The organism is Acinetobacter sp. 22323 (assembly GCF_052044895.1).
Taxonomy (GTDB): domain Bacteria; phylum Pseudomonadota; class Gammaproteobacteria; order Pseudomonadales; family Moraxellaceae; genus Acinetobacter; species Acinetobacter schindleri.
Map to the genome: position 1 here is coordinate 1 of NZ_JBQEOL010000020.1, position 19,118 is coordinate 19,118.

General features: G+C 42.7%; 19 protein-coding genes. 9 read left to right on the forward strand and 10 right to left on the reverse strand.

Annotation, left to right across the window (positions count from 1 at the left end; all coding sequences use genetic code 11):
* Positions 1–757: 757 nt before the first annotated feature.
* Entirely contained in the window at positions 758–1,051 is a 294-nt protein-coding gene (locus ACTJIX_RS12460) for a hypothetical protein (RefSeq protein ID WP_008306955.1), read from the reverse strand.
* 534 nt (positions 1,052–1,585) lie between these two features.
* Positions 1,586–2,818, reverse strand: coding sequence for a tyrosine--tRNA ligase (gene tyrS / locus ACTJIX_RS12465; RefSeq protein WP_163172613.1), 1,233 nt, complete (start codon positions 2,816–2,818; stop codon positions 1,586–1,588).
* 63 nt (positions 2,819–2,881) lie between these two features.
* Here tyrS and ACTJIX_RS12470 point away from each other — a divergent pair, with 63 nt between their 5' ends.
* Positions 2,882–4,009 (forward strand): anhydro-N-acetylmuramic acid kinase, encoded by a 1,128-nt coding sequence (locus ACTJIX_RS12470; RefSeq protein WP_440611483.1) that lies wholly within the window; start codon positions 2,882–2,884, stop codon positions 4,007–4,009.
* A 46-nt stretch (positions 4,010–4,055) separates the two neighbouring features.
* Here ACTJIX_RS12470 and ACTJIX_RS12475 read toward each other — a convergent pair whose 3' ends face one another.
* From ACTJIX_RS12475 to ACTJIX_RS12490, 4 genes are all read right to left on the reverse strand, one after another.
* Positions 4,056–5,345: a lytic murein transglycosylase gene (locus tag ACTJIX_RS12475; RefSeq protein WP_440611484.1), complete on the reverse strand. Its 1,290-nt coding sequence runs from the start codon at positions 5,343–5,345 to the stop codon at positions 4,056–4,058.
* A gap of 687 nt (positions 5,346–6,032) precedes the next feature.
* Positions 6,033–7,154 (reverse strand): 5-(carboxyamino)imidazole ribonucleotide synthase, encoded by a 1,122-nt coding sequence (locus tag ACTJIX_RS12480; RefSeq protein WP_440611485.1) that lies wholly within the window; start codon positions 7,152–7,154, stop codon positions 6,033–6,035.
* A 16-nt stretch (positions 7,155–7,170) separates the two neighbouring features.
* Complete coding sequence (gene purE / locus ACTJIX_RS12485) at positions 7,171–7,683, reverse strand: 5-(carboxyamino)imidazole ribonucleotide mutase (RefSeq protein ID WP_004813961.1); 513 nt, start codon at positions 7,681–7,683, stop codon at positions 7,171–7,173.
* 196 nt (positions 7,684–7,879) lie between these two features.
* A complete protein-coding gene (locus tag ACTJIX_RS12490; RefSeq protein WP_440611486.1) occupies positions 7,880–8,221 on the reverse strand; it encodes a DMT family protein in 342 nt (113 codons plus the stop codon).
* Between the two features lie 5 nt (positions 8,222–8,226).
* Here ACTJIX_RS12490 and ACTJIX_RS12495 point away from each other — a divergent pair, with 5 nt between their 5' ends.
* From ACTJIX_RS12495 to ACTJIX_RS12505, 3 genes are all read left to right on the forward strand, one after another.
* A complete protein-coding gene (locus tag ACTJIX_RS12495; protein WP_017401641.1) occupies positions 8,227–8,400 on the forward strand; it encodes a hypothetical protein in 174 nt (57 codons plus the stop codon).
* Between the two features lie 51 nt (positions 8,401–8,451).
* Positions 8,452–9,813, forward strand: a complete 1,362-nt coding sequence (mpl, locus tag ACTJIX_RS12500; RefSeq protein ID WP_440611487.1) for a UDP-N-acetylmuramate:L-alanyl-gamma-D-glutamyl-meso-diaminopimelate ligase — start codon at positions 8,452–8,454, stop codon at positions 9,811–9,813.
* A 244-nt stretch (positions 9,814–10,057) separates the two neighbouring features.
* Positions 10,058–11,143 carry a zinc-dependent alcohol dehydrogenase family protein gene (locus tag ACTJIX_RS12505; protein ID WP_440611488.1) on the forward strand — a complete coding sequence of 362 codons (1,086 nt, stop codon included), beginning with the start codon at positions 10,058–10,060 and terminating at the stop codon, positions 11,141–11,143.
* 64 nt (positions 11,144–11,207) lie between these two features.
* Here ACTJIX_RS12505 and ACTJIX_RS12510 read toward each other — a convergent pair whose 3' ends face one another.
* From ACTJIX_RS12510 to ACTJIX_RS12520, 3 genes are all read right to left on the reverse strand, one after another.
* Positions 11,208–11,678 (reverse strand): BLUF domain-containing protein, encoded by a 471-nt coding sequence (locus ACTJIX_RS12510; protein ID WP_004897488.1) that lies wholly within the window; start codon positions 11,676–11,678, stop codon positions 11,208–11,210.
* Between the two features lie 527 nt (positions 11,679–12,205).
* On the reverse strand, positions 12,206–12,499 hold the full coding sequence (locus ACTJIX_RS12515; RefSeq protein ID WP_004813972.1) for a GNAT family N-acetyltransferase: 294 nt from the start codon (positions 12,497–12,499) through the stop codon (positions 12,206–12,208).
* A gap of 106 nt (positions 12,500–12,605) precedes the next feature.
* Positions 12,606–12,887 carry a GNAT family N-acetyltransferase gene (locus tag ACTJIX_RS12520; RefSeq protein WP_163167675.1) on the reverse strand — a complete coding sequence of 94 codons (282 nt, stop codon included), beginning with the start codon at positions 12,885–12,887 and terminating at the stop codon, positions 12,606–12,608.
* Between the two features lie 154 nt (positions 12,888–13,041).
* Here ACTJIX_RS12520 and ACTJIX_RS12525 point away from each other — a divergent pair, with 154 nt between their 5' ends.
* The 5 genes from ACTJIX_RS12525 to ACTJIX_RS12545 all read left to right on the forward strand — a co-directional run bounded on the left by ACTJIX_RS12525 (position 13,042) and on the right by ACTJIX_RS12545 (position 18,241).
* Entirely contained in the window at positions 13,042–14,235 is a 1,194-nt protein-coding gene (locus ACTJIX_RS12525; RefSeq protein ID WP_440611489.1) for a sugar transporter, read from the forward strand.
* Positions 14,236–14,567: 332 nt separating this feature from the next.
* Positions 14,568–15,533 (forward strand): TerC family protein, encoded by a 966-nt coding sequence (locus tag ACTJIX_RS12530; RefSeq protein WP_248604028.1) that lies wholly within the window; start codon positions 14,568–14,570, stop codon positions 15,531–15,533.
* Positions 15,534–15,732: 199 nt separating this feature from the next.
* On the forward strand, positions 15,733–17,067 hold the full coding sequence (guaD, locus tag ACTJIX_RS12535) for a guanine deaminase (RefSeq protein ID WP_440611490.1): 1,335 nt from the start codon (positions 15,733–15,735) through the stop codon (positions 17,065–17,067).
* 218 nt (positions 17,068–17,285) lie between these two features.
* Positions 17,286–17,813 carry a hypoxanthine phosphoribosyltransferase gene (gene hpt, locus ACTJIX_RS12540; protein WP_440611491.1) on the forward strand — a complete coding sequence of 176 codons (528 nt, stop codon included), beginning with the start codon at positions 17,286–17,288 and terminating at the stop codon, positions 17,811–17,813.
* A 170-nt stretch (positions 17,814–17,983) separates the two neighbouring features.
* Positions 17,984–18,241 (forward strand): GlsB/YeaQ/YmgE family stress response membrane protein, encoded by a 258-nt coding sequence (locus ACTJIX_RS12545; RefSeq protein WP_004813984.1) that lies wholly within the window; start codon positions 17,984–17,986, stop codon positions 18,239–18,241.
* Between the two features lie 134 nt (positions 18,242–18,375).
* On the opposite strand, the gene ACTJIX_RS12550 is transcribed toward ACTJIX_RS12545, so the two are convergent.
* A complete protein-coding gene (locus ACTJIX_RS12550; protein ID WP_440611492.1) occupies positions 18,376–19,077 on the reverse strand; it encodes a DsbC family protein in 702 nt (233 codons plus the stop codon).
* Positions 19,078–19,118 lie beyond the last annotated feature (41 nt).

A 19,118-nucleotide genomic window follows, 5' to 3' on the forward strand; every position in this document is an offset into this window, starting at 1 on the left:
CCATGATCAAACTCTTCAGTTTAAAATCAATAGTGCTTTATTCAAAACACCAAATCTGGCTCATCAATTTTCTGACATCAATTTCTCAAATAAACTTCGAGTAATTTCTACCATTCAATCAATGAAAATAATTTCGATCAATCAACCAGTAAAAATCCACACAAGTTGTTCTTCATAATCTTTTAATGATCTTTCTAACACCTCGTCAGTGCCAGAAGCTGGACTCAAAACACCGGATAACTCAGCATCTCGCTTCGTTCATCACCGTGTATCTCGTCGGTATGGGTGCATTCTAGAGGATTTCAGAATCATTGCAACCCCCAATTCACTATATTTTTCACGTATGTATCTTTTTTCTACGAAAATCACTAAAAAATCGCTTTTTTATCTAAAATTTAACCGTTTCTTTGAAATAAAACCTGTATTCAGGGCAATCCATTTTAAAACAGCTATTTTTATTAAGACCTAATAGCTCTCAAAAAAGTACTAAATCTTAATAAGACTGTGAAATTTCAGCTCTGTATTCAGAATTTTTCAAAACTTGCTTATATCAGCTTACATATTTTGCTATTTTCTATCCGACTAATAGATATAGGTCCTATCAGGAAAGTCAGTTTGCTGCTTTCATAGCGACTTCTTTTTCTAATCACAGGTTTTAAAAAGTAAAAATAGTCGAATCAGCCGTATTCAGCTTTATATAAATTACGAAACCTGACTTTTTAATATCTATATAAAGCCAAAGAGAATATTAAGATAGCTAAGCTACGTATTGGCGATACTTATGTCCCACCCAGTGATGCATGACTTCTTCAATCACTTCTTTCTTACCTTTATAGTCCTCAGCAGCAAATAACAATTTAGCCCGACGAGGTAACCGCTCTTTGACTAAGGAAAAGAGAAGATAGTGTGATGCGAGATCGAGTTGCTGTAATAAAGTATATGCCTGTTTAAAAGATTTCTGTTTCTGCTCAGGCGTATCGTATTCAAATAGAAAACGTAAAATAAAATCAATTTCCTGATCAAAAATATCCTGAGTCCGATAGTGATACATAAACACTGCTTACCCTCTTATTTTAAATTTCTAGATCTTCTTTGAGACCTGATGTGATCAGCATACTGATAACTTTCTGGATGTCAGTATCTATCCGGCGATCTGTAGTGGATTTAAAGCAAATAAAAAAATTGATTTTTAAAAGACAATATAAAAAGGAAAAGTGGAGTTTTTCAAATAAAAAAGGAAGAGATCTCTCCCAAAATCTCTCCCTCGCAATTGAATCTTTACCCGATCCAGTATGTCATTATTATAGTTATTTGCTTCAGTATCTTAAAAAAAGTCTCTTGGGGAAGAGACTATAAGTTGTGGAGTTATTTATTATTACCACTACCCTCTAGATGTGCTTAAAGCGAATTCTCTAGATGAATAAATCTTATACATAATAATAGGGAAACGCAAGGGATTCGGCAAAATTTAACTCTTGTTTTTATAAGGTTTTTTTTGAATTTGCTTATTTGATTTTTGAATATAGAGTCATATAAAAAAAAGCAGGCCGAAGCCTGCTTTTAATTCAATAACTTAGAAAGTGTCTTAATCAACAAAAGTCACTTTTGCAATCGCTTTTTTGCTCGCCTGAACAATCAAAGTCACGTTTTCTTTCACAGAAAAAGACGTATCAACTGGTTGCCAGTCTACTTTTACTGCACCACGACCCAGCGCATCTTTGGCTTGTGCCGAGTTTTTAGTCAGACCCGCTTCACGCAGGATTGAAGTAATAAAGATTTCACCACCGAACTCGCTTAATGAAATGGTTACTTCCGGTGTGCCTTCAGGAAGCTCACCCTCAGTAATGATATTACCCGCGCCTTTATGTGCATGCTCAGCAGCCTCGCTTCCATGGAAACGCTCAACCAGTTCCAGTGCAAGAATGCGTTTCACTTCCTGTGGATTACGACCTTCTTCAATCTCTTTCAGCAATACCTGAATTTCCTCTACAGATTTGAAGCTAAGCAGATCGAAATAACGTTCGATCAGTGAATCCGGCATTGACAGTACTTTCTGGTACATCGCACCTGGCGCATCAAATACGCCAATATAGTTACCTAAAGATTTAGACATTTTATTAACGCCATCTAAACCTTCAAGAATTGGTACTGTAATACAGACTTGTGCTTCCTGGTCATAACGACCTTGAAGGGTACGACCCATTAACAGGTTAAAGGTCTGGTCTGTGCCACCCAGCTCTACGTCCGCTTCTAGTGCTACTGAATCATAACCTTGTACCAATGGATACAGGAATTCATGAATCGCAATCGGTTGCTGATTGTTATAACGTTTTGTGAAGTCATCACGCTCAAGCATACGGGCAACAGTTTGCTGTGATGCCAGTTGAATCAGATCAGCAGCAGTTTTTTGTGCAAACCATTCCGAGTTAAACACCACTTTGGTTTTGTTTGGATCAAGAATTTTAAATACTTGTTCTTGATAAGTTTTAGCGTTTTCTAAAACTTGCTCTCGCGATAATGGTGGACGTGTTGCACTTTTGCCGGTTGGATCACCGATCATCGCAGTATAGTCACCAATCAGGAAGAAAACTTCGTGGCCCAGGTCTTGGAACACTTTTAGCTTATTGATCAGTACAGTATGACCTAAGTGCAAGTCAGGTGCAGTGGGGTCAAAACCCGCTTTAATTTTTAGTGGACGATTCTGCTTTAATTTCTTTAGAAGATCTTCTTCAGAAATAATTTCGTGTGTGCCTCGTTGGATGAGGGCAAGTTGTTCTTCAGCCGGCAGGAAATTTGACATCACAAAACCCAAATACATCAGTTATTCAATTTGTGCGATATACTAACACTTTTTCAGCATATTGCAGGCTTAAGAATAACCATGACAGCGATCTATATTGGGGTAATGACCGGCACAAGCATGGATGGTGTCGATATTGTTGCTGCTTCTTTTGATCCACTCCAGCTTCATGCCACCCTCACCCTACCTTTTGATCATGATCTTCGTGATGAATTGATGGCGCTTACACTGCCAGGCGATAATGAAATTGACCGCATGGGTAAAGCAGATGTTGCGTTGGCACAGATGATTGGTCATGGTATTAATGCACTGATTGAAAAAAATAAGCTGGATCGCACACAAATCAAAGCTATTGGCTCGCATGGACAAACTATTCGCCACCGTCCTGAACATGGCTTTACTTTGCAGATCGGTGATCCAAACATTATTACTGAAATTACCCAGATTCCGGTGATTTCCGATTTCCGTCGCCGTGACCTGGCGGCTGGTGGCCAGGGTGCACCGCTAGTGCCGGCTTTTCATCAGGATATTTTTCAGCATGACAGCATTCACCGGGTGATTCTAAACCTGGGCGGTATTGCCAATGTTAGTATTCTGCCTGCCGGTCAGCCAAATCAAGTCTACGGCTTTGATACCGGTCCAGCCAATATTCTGATGGATGCCTGGTGTGAGCGTTATACTGGCCAGCCTTTTGATGAAAATGGCAACTGGGCAGCCTATGGTACACCCATCCGTAGCCTGTTAGATCGTTTGCAGGAACATGCATTTTTCTCCAAAGAACCCCCTAAAAGTACTGGCCGTGAAGACTTTAATCTGGAATGGCTGGATGAACAGATTGCCGACTGGCGCAGCAGTCTAGAATATGATGAGCTGGAAGATACTCCAGAAAATGTTCAGGCGACGCTCATGAAGCTCACCACACGTGCCATTAAAAAAGCGATTTATCGCTCTGGTCTGGATACGGGTGAAGTCTATGTTTGTGGAGGTGGTGCTTATAATTCACATCTACTGGAACAGCTGCGCTGGCGTTTGCGTAAACATCACTGGAGTGTGCAAACCACAGCTGATTTAGGCTTAAATCCAACATGGGTCGAAGGCACTGCCTTTGCCTGGCTGGCGATGCGCTTTATGAATCAGCTGAGTGGCAATCTGCCAGCTGTGACCGGGGCTTCAGGCTATCGTGTGCTCGGGACGATTACAGCAGTTTAATCTCCTGAATTCTTATAACTATATATAGGTATAAAAAAGGTCTGCATTATTGCATCATCAGTTTGGCATTTTCATTCCGAAACGCACGTAAAATCTGCTGACCTGCCCGTCCGGTTGGAGTTAAGCCTAAACGGATCTGCTCTTGGCGGATCGCCTGACGGGTTTTATCCCCAATCAAACCATCCACTGCACCAATGTCATAACCTTTATTGAGCAAGAATTGCTGAATCTCTCGACGTTCTGCACGTGATGTGCCAGCATCATCGGTTGGCCATGCTTGCACCAAGCCACCTTTACCTTGCAAACGATCTGACAGATGTGCAATAGCTAAAGCATAGCTTTCGGCTGCATTATAACTATAAATGGCATCAAAGTTTTTAAAGACCAGGAACACCGGGCCATTGGCACCGGCAGGTGCCAATAAACCAGCCTGAGAAGATTCCGATAAATCCCCTTGAACTAATGCCGAACCATCGGCACGAACCACCCCTTGATTGATCCAGCTACTCAAGGATTTTTTATTGCGACGCCCTTCACCCGAAACTGACATACCTTGAGGAATTTTGACTTCAAAACCCCATGACTGCCCGGTTTGCCAGCCGCGTTTTTTCAAGAAGTTGGCTGTTGAAGCCAAGGCATCCGGGATGCTGCTGACGAGATCACGACGCCCATCACCATCAAAATCGACCGCCAGTTCATCATAAGTGGATGGCATAAACTGGGTGTGACCAAAAGCTCCTGCCCATGAACCTTTAAGCTGGTTTTCATAGACATCACCACGTTGCAACAGCTTCATGGTAGTAAAGAACTCACCACGGAAATAGCTTTGACGACGACCTTCACAACTCAAAGTACCGAGCGCCTGTAATAAAGGATATTTACCAGAAATATCACCATAATTACTTTCCACACCCCAGACTGCCACCACAGTTTCAGCCGGAATGCCATAAGCAGCACTGACTCGATTTAATACGTCGCGATGCTGCTGTAATTTCTGACGGCCTTGCTGTACGCGCTCTTCATCGACCAGACCAGACAGATAGTCCCAAATTGGCGTTGAAAATTCTGGCTGATAGTTGAGTCTTTCAATTACAGAATAATCAGGGGTTAAATTTTGGGTATATCGGTCATAGGTCGCTGCATGGACACCTTTAGCGAGTGCCTGGGGTTTTAATCCAGCCAGACAGCTTTGAAATGAACTGGAACTTGGCGTATAGATGCCAGGACTCGAGGACAGCTCTGATGTACTTACACGCTGTCCATTAATGATCAGTTCAGCCTGTGCCTGAGAGGCAGCCAGAACGATTGAGCCAAGAAAAAGTGCAAGCCGTTGCATAGTACCCTTGAATACTTATATTTCGAATTATGTTCCTATTCACCTTATCAGCTTGTGGATAAAATTAAAGCGCAAATACGTAAAATTTAAATTCATATTTTCTTCACTTTTAAATTTATTTGTAAGTTTTGAATTTAAAAACTTATCCACAAGATGCTTTAAATTCAAATTTGAACTAATTTTTAAATTTAAATTCAAAGCCATGTTATCAGCCTTTTAAATTCAAAATTGACTGTGTGGATAACCAACATCACATAAGCTTAATAACAAGTAATTGCAGACACTTAGGATTTAAATTCATTTATAAAATACAAGAAGGATTTTTAAATTCAAAACTTTGAATTCATTCCCTGGCTTTTAAATTTATTGTTTTGAATTTAAATTCAAAATAGAAAATCTAAATTCAAATGACCTCTTTTAAATTTAAATTTATGAATTTAAATTCAAAGTACACTCTGCAAGTTTTAAATTCATTTTAAATTTAAATCTGCATGACCGAACTGATGCAGCAACAGGTTAAATTTTCATCAATTATTTATAAATTATTGTTTGTTTTATAAGCAATTGATTTTGAAAATAATCCGATAAATGGTAGGGTATTTTCAAAGAGGCGCAATCATGCCTGAAAGCCGACAAATAAAAAAGCGACCACAGGTGTGATCGCTTTTTTTATCAGCAAGTTAAAGCTTAGATGCTCATATCTTCGCTCAATGCCAATGGATTCGGTAAAATCTTCGCCAATTGACGACATAGCGTAGTCAATTGTGCACTGTCGGTTGGCATTAGGGTGATGTGACCAATCTTACGGCCTTCACGTTCTGACTTATTATATAAGTGCAAATGCGCGCCTTCCAAGGCTAGAACATCTTCAGATTTTGGATGTTGACCGATGATATTCACCAGCACGGTTGGACGGATCACCTCAGTTGAACCTAAAGGCAATCCAGCCACCGCACGCACATGGTTTTCAAACTGCGAACACACTGCACCTTCAATCGACCAGTGACCTGAGTTATGCACACGGGGTGCCATTTCATTGGCATACAGGCCTTTGTCTGTTACAAACAGCTCAAGAGTTAATACACCCACATAGTTCAGATGATTCAGCAGGCGAGTGATGTAATCTTGCGCGACTGGCTGCAAGTCCGCACTGTTGGGTGCAGGTACAATCGAATGAGACAGAATGCCATTATGATGATGATTTTCAGCCAATGGCCAGGTCTTCACATCACCATCTTCACCACGTACCGCAATAATTGAGACTTCACGTGAGAAAGTGACAAAACTTTCTGCAATCAGTTCACCGGCAGGACCTAGTTCTGCCCAAGCCTGATCAGTTTGATCTGCTGAACGTAGAACGAATTGACCTTTACCATCGTAACCACCACGAGAAGTTTTAAGTACAATCGGCAGACCGAGTTCTGCAACAGCAGCTTTTAAGCTCTCTACTGAAGTGACTGCTTTATACGGCGCAACCGGAATCTCAAGTTCATCAAACAGGGCTTTTTCAGACAGACGATGCTGTGCAATTGCCAGAGCCTGACGTGGCGGATGCAGGTCTTTGTTTTTCGTTAAAACATCTACATCAGCCAGTGGTGTATTTTCAAATTCAAGGCTGAACACATCTGCACTGTTGATAAAGTCTTGCAGACCATTTTCAGCTTTGCTGGAAAATACCGGACCTAATGCAGCCGAAGGGCAATCTGTAGTGGCTTCAAAGAAAGTACATTGAATGTTTAAAGGCAATGCCGCTTGTGCCATCATTCGACCGAGCTGACCGCCACCAAAAATACCGATGGTTTTATCCATTGTGTTTTATCCCGTATTAAGCTTGGCCTGGAATATTGTTGCTAGCGACTTTATCCGTTTGTGCAGCACGGAAATCTGCAACATTTTTCGCGATGTCTGGACGGGTCAGACCTAAAATTTGCGCTGCCATAATGGCTGCATTGGTCGCACCTGCTGGCCCAATCGCCAAGGTACCCACGGCAATACCTGCTGGCATTTGTACAATTGAAAGCAATGAATCGACACCATTTAAAATCGAAGATTTTACCGGCACACCCAATACCGGCAGATCGGTTTTTGCGGCACACATACCGGGTAAATGCGCTGCACCACCAGCACCGGCAATAATCACCTGGATACCACGATCACGTGCTTGTTCTGCATATTCAAACAGACGGTCAGGGGTACGGTGTGCAGAAACGACTTCGGCTTCAAATGGGACACCAAGCTGCTTAAGCATATTGGCAGTGTGTTCGAGAGTTGCCCAGTCTGATTGAGAACCCATGATAATACCTACTAGAGGAGCATCTTGTGCAGCAGCCGCATTCATTGCAATGTTTCCAGAGATTAAAGTAAGAGAAGATAAATCTCGACGAGAGAGCCAAGCTTTAATGGGAGTGCGTATTATAGACTGAAAATTCAGCTTCATAAAATTTAACGGTCAAAGCAAGGCCCGATTTTTCTTATTTTTTAATGAAATCTCAAAATCTGTAATAAAAATAGGGAAGTACACCACTTGAATGATATTAGGGGCTACGGAACACGAAATAGACACAGCCACACAGGCATAATCCTGCCCAGAGATAATCCAGTTTAAATGGCTGTTTAAACATAAATAGCATAAAGGGCACAAAGACCAGTAGCGTCACCATTTCCTGGGTGATCTTCATCTGACCGACTGCGAGTCCGTGTTGCGCCATCAGCCGTGTTGCAGGAATCATCAGGCTATATTCAAATAAAGCAATGACCCAGCTAAATAAAATGATCTTCCACATTGGGGCATCATGCGGCAAAAATTTCAGATGACCATACCAGGCCAATGTCATAAAGCAGTTTGCACAAATAAGCAGGAGCAGGGGCCAGAACATAGCGGATGCCGGTAGAAAATTTACAGGATATTTTACGGATTATTGCAGCAAAAGATAATCGTGAAGCTTGGTTTTTTATCACATCTAGCATCGTTTCTTCACATAAAAAATCACGCCAGAATGCCTATCTTTTCCCGCAAAGCCTTGCTATCGTTGCCGGTAAATCGAATAAATCATGACAACAGCACAGAAAACAAAGTGATGTGTCAGTACAAAATGGAGTGAAGTAGATGCATCTGCATATCTTGGGCATTTGTGGCACCTTTATGGGCTCGCTGGCCTTACTCGCGCGAGACCTCGGACATAAGGTAACAGGTTCAGACCAGAACGTGTATCCACCGATGTCGACCCAACTGGAAAATGCAGGCATTACTTTAATGCAGGGCTATGACCCTAGCCACCTACAACCACATCCTGATCTGGTCATTGTTGGCAATGCCATGAAGCGTGGTATTGATGCTGTGGAATACATGCTGAATGAAGGCCTGTCTTATATTTCAGGTCCGCAGTTCCTGGCTGATCATGTTCTGCAAGGTAAACACGTGCTGGGTGTCGCCGGAACACATGGTAAAACCACGACCACCACGATGCTGGCTTGGGTACTGGATCAAGCCGGTCTGGAGCCAGGTTTTCTGATTGGCGGTGTGCCATTGGGCTTTTCGGAAAGTGCGCGTCTCGGTGGTGGGAAATATTTCTGTGTCGAAGCCGATGAATACGATTCTGCTTTCTTCGACAAGCGTTCCAAGTTCGTGCATTACCATCCAAAAACCGCAATTTTAAATAACCTGGAATTTGACCATGCCGATATCTTTGATGATCTGGCCGCAATTCAAAAACAGTTTCATCATTTAGTTCGTACTATTCCAAGTGAAGGCCGGATTATCGCGCCGATTACGGAAAGCAATATTGATGAAGTGCTGGAGCAGGGCTGCTGGACGCCTGTAGTGCGCACCAGTCTAGATGCCAACGAAAAATCTGAACTTTATGCAGAACAATTGTCAGCAGATGGTTCACATTTCAAAGTCCTGCAACAGGGCGTAGTCAAAGGCGAAGTACAGTGGAATATGACCGGGCAGCATTCGGTGGCGAATGCCTTGGCCACCATTGCCGCTGCTGAACATGTCGGCGTATCGATTGAAACCGCCTGTGAAGCGCTGTCCAATTTTGGTGGTGTGAAACGCCGTATGGAACTATTAGGCACAGTCCGTGGTATCGAAGTTTATGATGACTTCGCCCATCATCCGACTGCAATTGATACTACCCTCGACGGCGCACGCAAGCGTCTGGGTGAACGTAAGCTTTGGGCGATTATTGAACCGCGTTCGAATACCATGCGTATGGGCAGTCACAAAGAGGGTTTGGCTTATTCAGCACGTCTGGCGGATGAAGTGATCTGGTATCAGCCTGAAGGTCTGGATTGGGATCTGCAACCTGTGATTGAGGCTGCACCAAATAAAGCTGTGGTAGCACGTACTTTGGATGAGATCATTCAAACTGTTGTTACTGAAGCAGGGGAAGGCGATGCTGTGGTGATCATGTCCAATGGCGGTTTTGGTGGCTTGCATCGGAAACTGATTAGCGCCTTACAGTAAATTATCTAAATCAATACTTGTAGCCTTTATTCCATAAGATTTCTCAAGGATCGTAGATACATATCTATGGTCCTTTTTTAATATAAAAAAATACTTAATTTTTTTAAGGAATTAACTATTTTACCAATGATCTAATCCTAAAGTCCTGCTAGCTTAAAGTCATTACGTGTTTCTCAGCTGACAGTCGTCATAGCTAAATACGACTGCCAATCCTCCACAATAATCACTAAAAAGGATAGTTGCCATGTCAAATACAATGAAAGCAATGGTTTACTATGGCGCCAATGACATCCGCTTTGAAGAACGTCCCATCCCGAAAATCTTGCAGCCCGATGATGCCGTTATCAAACTGACTAAGGTCACGATCTGCGGGACCGATCTCGGCATCTGGAAAGGTAAAAACCCGGAAATTGAACAGGTGGCAAAAGAAAAAACCGGCAACTTTAATGGCCGGATTCTTGGTCATGAAGGCATTGGCATCATTGAAGAAGTCGGTTCAGCAGTCAAAAACTTTAAAAAGGGTGATCGGGTCATTATTTCCTGTGTCAGCCGCTGCGGTACCTGTGAAAATTGCCAGAAACAGCTGTATGCACACTGTCGTAATGAGGGTGGCTGGATTATGGGTTATATGATTGATGGTACCCATGCCGAATATGTCCGTACACCTTTTGCTGACACCTCTCTTTACCATTTACCTGAAGGCTTAAATGAAGACGTCGCCGTCTTCCTGTCCGATATCCTGCCAACCTCACATGAAATTGGTGTGCAATATGGTGATGTCAAACCGGGTGACAATGTCGCGATCGTAGGTGCAGGACCAATCGGGATGAGTGCCTTGCTCACTGCTCAATTTTATTCTCCAGCCAATATTATTATGGTGGATATGGATGATAACCGGCTGGAATTTGCCAAAACGGTAGGCGCAACTTATACCGTTAACTCTGGTAAAGAAGATGCCATTCAAAAGATTTTAGAGATTACCGATGGACGCGGGGTCGACTGTGCCATTGAAGCAGTGGGGGTGGAGCCTACCTGGAATATTTGCCAGCATGTCGTGAAAGAGGGTGGACATATCGCCAACGTCGGCGTACATGGTAAAGCAGTGAATTTTGAACTGAACAAACTGTGGATTAAGAACCTGACCATTACTACCGGTCTAGTCAATGCCAATACCACTGGCATGCTGCTCAAGACCTGCTGTTCCGGCAAAATACCACTAGAAAAACTGGCCACGCATCACTTTAAATTTAACGAGTTTGAAAAGGCCTATGATGTGTTTAAACACGCGGCTGATGAAAAAGCCCTAAAAGTGATGATTGACATGAACTAATGCAAATCAGACAAAAAAAGTCCGCCATGCGGACTTTTTTTATTTTTAGTCTGGATTCACCAGATCAGAAATAGGGGACATAACCACGTTGTTTATAACCTTGAGGTGAAACCAGCTGTTGATGATTTTCGTCAACCCGATACAGGATCTCGAGCAAGCCATCCAGATCTTGCTGGTTCAGATAATGCGGCTGAAAAGTGCTATGACCCAGCTTGGAAAAGAACGAAGCAATCTCGCTATGCTTATGTACATATTTCATCGACCACTCAGCAAAGCTTGGCGCTTCCACAGTTGTATCAGCGAAACGATACACCTGCTGATGCCGACGGTCTTTCGAAATACTTTGAAAAAGCTGCTCTACAATCTCAGGTTCACCCTGCAAACACTGGAAAAACTTTCCATGTGCATAATACAGTGCTCCATAGATCTGATGCTCATAATTGAACTTTCGTGCAATTGCTAAAATATCACTCAGGTCTTGTAATAGATCTTGTTCTGTTTCGATGCGCGTACTGGCATAACAGAGTTGTAGCATGAATGATTCCTTTAAATTTCAAGTATTGATTTTATAGTCAATATATTGGGTTTAGGTTATTTTTTAATCAAATATCAGCTATTTCTTACACTGTTTTCAGTTTGCATTTTGTAGCTAAATTATTAAAAATTAAAGAGACATCATTGAAAAATAATTACTCGAATGATAATGCTTTTAATGAGGGTGAAACATGCTAAAAGATCTTTTCATCACGTTAAGCTTGTTATGTCTGTGTTTCGCGCTAGTCATCGTGTTGCATAGCTGGGGCTTGCAACGTGAGATTAACATGCTGATCAGCAGCATGCTATTAACTTGGGCACTATTGATTTGTGTGGATCATCGCGCCTTTTTTCAGACCAGCATCTCCCTGATCATCGTTATTTTGATCATGCTGCAACAGTATGAACAGATTGTCTGGATGGGATTAGGACTCTTCAGCGGCACTCTGCTTTATAGACTGCCACAAGCCCATAAACAGGGCTTATCGTCTCTTATCCATTTGAATCTGTTTATTCCAACGGGATGGTTTAAAAGGCTAAAGTCGCTACGTCATGTAAATTCCGATCACGCTTAAACATGACATGCACATAAGAGCATTGTGGAATAATTTTCAGCTGTTTCTGACGTGCAAATTCGACCAGAATATCCAGCATTTTACGGGCCACGCCTTTACCACGCAGTGCATGTGAGACCCAGGTATGGTCAGCAACAATGGTGTCCGGTTCACGCCATTGATAAGTAATTTCTGCTACGCGCTGACCATTGTCTTCCATGTAAAACACACCGCCGCGCTTTGAGTCCTGATGTTTGATGTTGCTCATTTTCTTACCTGTTGTACTAATCCAGGATCAACCTGTTATATCGTCATATCCTCATCCATTAAACATCTTATAGATGTTTAGTCCCATCTTTGAGTTAGATGAAGTCCTACTGAAGTACATCCCGTATGCTTTCATTTTTGTCAAACACCGACTTGGCAAAAGGGCAGAGTGGAATAATTTTCAGAGCATGCGTTCTAGCAAAACCAACCGCAGCTTCAACCAGCTGCTGTCCAACACGTTGTCCGCGTAGGCTATCATCCACCCAGGTATGATCAATAATGAACTTATCATCACCTGCCCGGGAATATGTCATCTCTGCCAGGCGCTGGTCTTTCTGCGCCACATACCATTCACCTTTAGTTCCTTGTTCCTGGTGTTCAATCTGCATAGGTTTACCTCAAGATTTTATCTCAGACTGCCATAGTCCTCAGCTTTACAATGTTGCAATTTTTTTAATTCCGCTGAGTAAAATTACAGCCTGCCTCATGTGAAATTTTCTGGCAAAAGCATAGAATGTGCCGATCCTGTATTGATCCTCCCTCATGTCTGCTTCTGCTCAACCTCTTTCTGTTACACGCCAATGGATCTGTGTGATTGCCTTGGCCTGTGCCGCTTTTATTTTTAATACGACCGAGTTTATTCCAGTAGCACTACTGAGCGATATAGGAAAGAGCTTTGCCATGGCTCCAAGAGAAGTCGGGCTGATGCTGACCATTTATGCCTGGGTAGTCGCATTACTGTCTTTACCAATCATGCTGCTCACTAGAAATATTGAACGCCGTTTCCTGCTTACACTACTGTTTATAGTCTTTATTGCCAGTCATGTGCTGTCTTATTTTGCCTGGAGTTTCATCGTCCTGGTTATCAGTCGGATCGGAATTGCAGTTGCTCATGCACTGTTCTGGTCAATCACGGCATCACTGGCAGTGCGTGTAGCACCGAAAGGAAAAGAATTTCAGGCCTTAGGCCTACTATCTACCGGTACTGCGATGGCAATGGTACTCGGAATTCCTTTTGGCCGGATGATTGGCGAAGCGTATGGCTGGCGTAACAGTTTTGGATTAATTGCGGTGATTGCCACATTAGTCTGCTTTATTCTGGTTAAAACTTTGCCACATTTACCGAGTATTAATTCAGGCTCCTTTAGCAGTTTAAAAGGCCTGATCAGACGGCCCAGCCTGATACTACTTTTTGCACTGACTGTATTGGTGATCAGCGCCCAGTTCACAGCCTATAGTTATATCGAACCTTTTGCATTGAATGTGGCACATTTCAGTTCTGCCCAGACCACAACATTGCTGCTGATCTACGGCGGAGCAGGCTTCCTAGGTTCCTACTTGTTTGGTAAATTTGCACCACAGTTTCCACGACTGACGATTCCATTTTTCACTTTAGGGCTGGGTATATCGATGCTCTTGCTATTGCCAATGTCAGTGAGCCTTTTTAGCTTAAATAGCCTGAGTCTTATGTGGGGAGTCAGTATTATTGGTTTTAGTCTGGCTTTACAGGCAAAGACTTTAAACCTCGCCTCAGATGCCACCGATGTCGCCATGGCGATTTTTTCAGGTTTATACAATGTCGGGATTGGTGGGGGTGCCTTACTTGGCGGTATCATTACGACACAGATCGGTTTAGACAGCATAGGCTGGGTAGGGGCAGGGCTGGCAATGCTTGGATTTATACTCAGTATCTATCTGGTCAAACGTCCAGATTTTCTGTCCAAAGCTGCTGATTAAACGCTGCTTTTTTGTAAAATAAATTGTGATTTCCAGTCAGATCTGTCATGCTTAATTTACATTGAGCTATCGCTCAAACAAAATTTAGTTTGAACAAGGGGAGTAGCCTCCTCCAAACGTTTAAGAATGAAATTTCAGTTTTTGAACGTGTCAGAATATCGTCATTACACTTTGCAAAAAGTCGGTATCTGAGCATCTTTAGGTCACACTTGATATAAAAAAGTGAAACACTAAGATGTAGGCAAGACCTTGATCATGTTGTTATAGATGTTTTTCATCTGGCAGCTGGTCAAGGTTTTTTTATGGCCAGTCGTCCGATGTGGAGAATTCACATGGAAACCATTGGTACGCTCTGGCTGTATCTTATCTTTTTCGCGATTGTCGCAGTCATGCTGGTGATCGATTTTGTTGGCTTTAAACATCAGCATGGTCAGGAAGTCAAAGTCCGTACCGCTGCCTACTGGAGTATTGCCTGGGTCAGTGTCGCGACTTTATTTGGTGGTGGATTATGGCTGTATCTGGAGCAGACTGCAGGTGCGGCAATTGCCAATACCAAGGTCATGGAATATTTTGCCGGTTATCTGCTGGAAAAATCCCTGGCAATTGATAATGTCTTTGTCTGGCTGATGATCTTTGCCGCCTTTGCCATTCCACCAGCGCTACAACGTAAATTGCTGTTATATGGTGTACTGGGTGCGATTGTGCTCAGAACAATCTTTATTTTTATTGGTGCCTGGTTTGTACAGGAATTCTCCTGGATTCTGTATCTTTTCGGTGCGTTCCTGGTGTATACCGGCTTCAAATTCCTGCGTGGTCAGCATGAAGAAGACAGCAATATTGAAGATATGGCCATTCTGAAATGGCTACGTAAACATATGCGTATCACCCCGCAACTTCAGGGCGATAAATTCTTTGTCCGTCAAAATGGTTTGCTTTGGGCAACGCCGTTATTCTTGGTTCTGATTCTGGTCGAAGCCTCTGATGTGATCTTTGCAGTCGATTCTATTCCTGCTATTTTTGCTGTCACCACCGACCCCTTCATTGTGCTTACTGCGAACCTGATGGCAATTTTAGGCCTGCGTGCAATGTTCTTCCTGCTCTCGGGTGCAGCCTCAAAAATGCATTATCTGCCTTATGGCCTAGGTTTGATTCTGGTCTTTATCGGCTTTAAGATGCTGATGCTGGATGTATTCCATATGCCGATCTGGATTTCACTGAGCTTTATTGTGATTGTCTTGACTGTGACCGCGATCTTGTCGATTCGTCATAGCAAGAAACATAACGAAACTACGCTGTAAGATTAAGCATCAAAAAAGCCTGCATCAGCAGGCTTTTTTATTTGTCTACAAGTTTGGCTGCACACACATGCTCTGTTGAAATTACGCGTGATTATTTGATCTCATAAAAAATACGCATGGTTAAATATGAATGTTCATATAAACATGCTAATTTTTTCAGCTACAATCAATCGAAAAAATCAAAAAGCGCAGGTTTTAAATGTCTTCTATCATTGCAACGACGGCAGTACGCGGTCGCTTCCTGGATATCAAGAATACGGTTGCCCAAGCGCGTGAAATTCACGACCAAGTGCGATATGTAGAAGATGGCTTGCTCATCAGCCAGAATGGTGAGATTCAATGGTTTGGCAGCTGGGAAGAGGGGCAGCAGCATCTGCCTGAAGGAGTGCAGGTGGCTCATTATCCTGAGCAGCTGATCGTACCAGGTTTTATTGATACCCATATCCATTTTCCGCAAACCGAAATGGTCGGTGCTTATGGTGAACAACTTCTAGAATGGTTAAATACCTATACTTTTCCGACTGAGATCCAGTTCCAGGATCCAGCTTATTCAGAAAAAATTGCCGAATTTTTTGTAGAAGAATTACTTAAAAACGGCACCACGACCGCATTGGTCTTTTGTACCGTCCATCCTGAATCAGTCAATGCTTTATTTAATGCAGCGACGACGCGTAATATGCGTCTGATTGCGGGTAAAGTGCTAATGGACCGTCATGCACCGGAAGCACTGACGGACACCGCAGAAACAGCGTATACCGATTCTAAAAAGTTGATTGAAAAGTGGCATGGCAAGGGCCGTAACCTGTATGCGATCACGCCACGCTTTGCTCCAACTTCGACAGCTGAACAGCTGGAAAAAGCAGGACAACTTAAAGCAGAATATCCAGATGTGTATGTGCATACCCATTTAAGTGAAAACAAGAATGAGATTGCCTGGGTTAAGGAACTGTTCCCGGAACGTCAAAGTTATTTAGATGTTTACCATCACTATGGTCTGACCGGTTCTAAATCGGTATTTGCTCATTGTGTGCATCTGGAAGAAGGGGAGTGGGATTGCATGCATCAGACCGACTCGGCTATTGCCTTCTGTCCGACCTCAAATCTGTTCCTGGGCAGTGGCTTATTCCCTTTGAAAAAGGCTTGGGACAAAGGTGTTAAAGTGGGACTGGGCACCGATATCGGGGCAGGGACCTCATTTAATCAGCTGCAAACCCTGAATGAAGCCTATAAGGTGCAGCAATTGCAAGGCGATAAACTGTCTGCCTTTGAATCGCTATATCATGCGACACTGGGTGGAGCCAAAGCCTTGAGTCTGGAGGATCAACTCGGTAACTTTAATATCGGTAAAGAAGCCGACTTTGTTGTATTAGATCTGAATGCGACGGCGTTACAACAGCTGCGTCAAAGCAAAGCCAAAAATATTGAAGATGCATTTTTTGCACTGATCATGCTGGGTGATGACCGTAATATTGCAGTGACTTATGTTTCTGGAGAAGCGGTTTATGCTAAAACAACAGCTCAGCAAAAAGCCTGAAAAATCGCGCCGTCGCACATGGTTCATGCTATCAGCAATAGCCATTGGCTGCGCTTTTTTACTCAAGCGCGATTCACAATTGCCGAAAAAATGATTACATTAACACAGGGCAAAACAGGTGCATCTGCTTGCTGGATGTATTAAAATTACTGATATATCAGGTGTTGCAGGTCAACACCTTTTTTATTTTGCTATTTTTACTTTTTAGGTATCTACCCATGACCGTTCAAATGAGCGTAATGATTTCCGCTGAAGAAATTCAAGCTAAAGTCAAAGAGCTTGGTGCTCAAATCGATGCACACTATGCCCATAGTGACAAAGAACTTGTGCTCATCGGTTTGTTACGTGGTTCAGTGATTTTTATGGCCGATTTGTGTCGTGTGATTTCAAAACCACATGAACTGGATTTCATGACGGTATCCAGTTATGGCGGTGGCACCGTATCTTCGCGTGATGTAAAAATCCTGAAAGATCTAGATGGCGAAATCCGTGGTAAAGATGTACTGGTGGTAGAAGACATTATCGATTCCGGCAACACCCTGAGCAAAGTTCTGGAAATTCTGCAAACCCGTACCCCAAACTCGATTCAGCTCTGTACCTTGGTCAGCAAACCTTCACGCCGTGAAATTAATCTGGATGTGCAGTTCCTTGGCTTTGAAGTCGAAGACAAGTTTATTGTCGGTTACGGCCTCGATTATGACCAGAAGTACCGCCATTTGCCTTTTATTGGTGAAATTGGTCTTTAAGAGATCCAACTTTAAAAAGTGGCGACAGTCACTTTTTTTATGTCTGCTTCACATGAACAAAAAGCTAACATTCCGTTTCAGGACTTCGCTGGATTGAAGACTTGACTTATCCGATGATGATTTCTGAACATGACTTAAAAACAAAGACATGATAAGAAAGGAGCATACATATGTGGTCACTTATAGTTGCAATTGTTATTGGTTTTATCGCAGGTTTAATTGCGCGTGCAATCCATCCTGGAGATGACAAGGCAGGCTTTATTATGACAACCCTACTGGGGATTGCCGGTTCATTACTTGCGACCTATGGCGGTCGTATGCTAGGTCTTTATGAGGAAGGTTCAGCAGCAGGCTTTATTGCTTCGGTGATTGGTGCCATTATTATTCTGTTTATCTACAACATGGTCACCAAACGCAGAACTGTCTAAATATTTAATTGAATAATTTCTGTTTTGCAATAAAAAAGCACCCTGTCGGGTGCTTTTTTATTGCTGGGTTTTTCAAGATTCAATTCAAAGCTTCTGCTGTCGATATACTTCAGATGACCAAGCAAAAGTTAAGATTAAAGACCGAGTTCTGTCAGAATCTTTTCAATCTGTTCAGCCGGATAGGCACCCATGACTTTAAAACCATTCGAGAAAATAATTGCTGGGGTACCTTGAATATTTAGGGATTTAGCCAAGGCCAAGTTGCGTTCTACCGGATTAGCGCAGCCTTTGCCAGATTTAGACTGAATACCCTTAGTAATCAGATCATCCCAGGCTTGAGCCGGATTTTTTTCACAATAAATCTGTCGTGAAGGGGCTATAGATTGCGCTTTCAGTGGCAGAACAAAAGTGTAAATGGTTACGTCATTGAGCTTTTTAAGTTCTAGTTCAAGCTGTTTGCAATAGGGGCAATTGGGGTCAGAAAAAATCGCCAGCTGACGCTTGCCAGTGCCTCGTACTGTTTTCAATGCATCCTGTAAAGGCAGCTTTTTCCAGTCGATACTGTTCTGTTTCAGCACCAGATCCCGGGTAAGATTTTGCTTATCGGCAAGGCGAATCATAGACCCACCGATGAGATGCTTGGCATCCTCGTTCAGGTAAATCACTTGTCCATCCATAGAACCACTATAGATCCCTTTCATTTCCGTAGTCTGAAGATTTTCAATCTTCAGGTCTGGGCTATGTTTGGCCAGGTTAGCTTTGACTGTATTAATATCGGCAAAGCTAAGGCTCGTAGCCAATACCGTCATGGCCAGCAGTAGGATAGGTTTCAGCATGAATCTCCTGCTCATGTCAGAGTAAAGTAGTGCTAATTCTA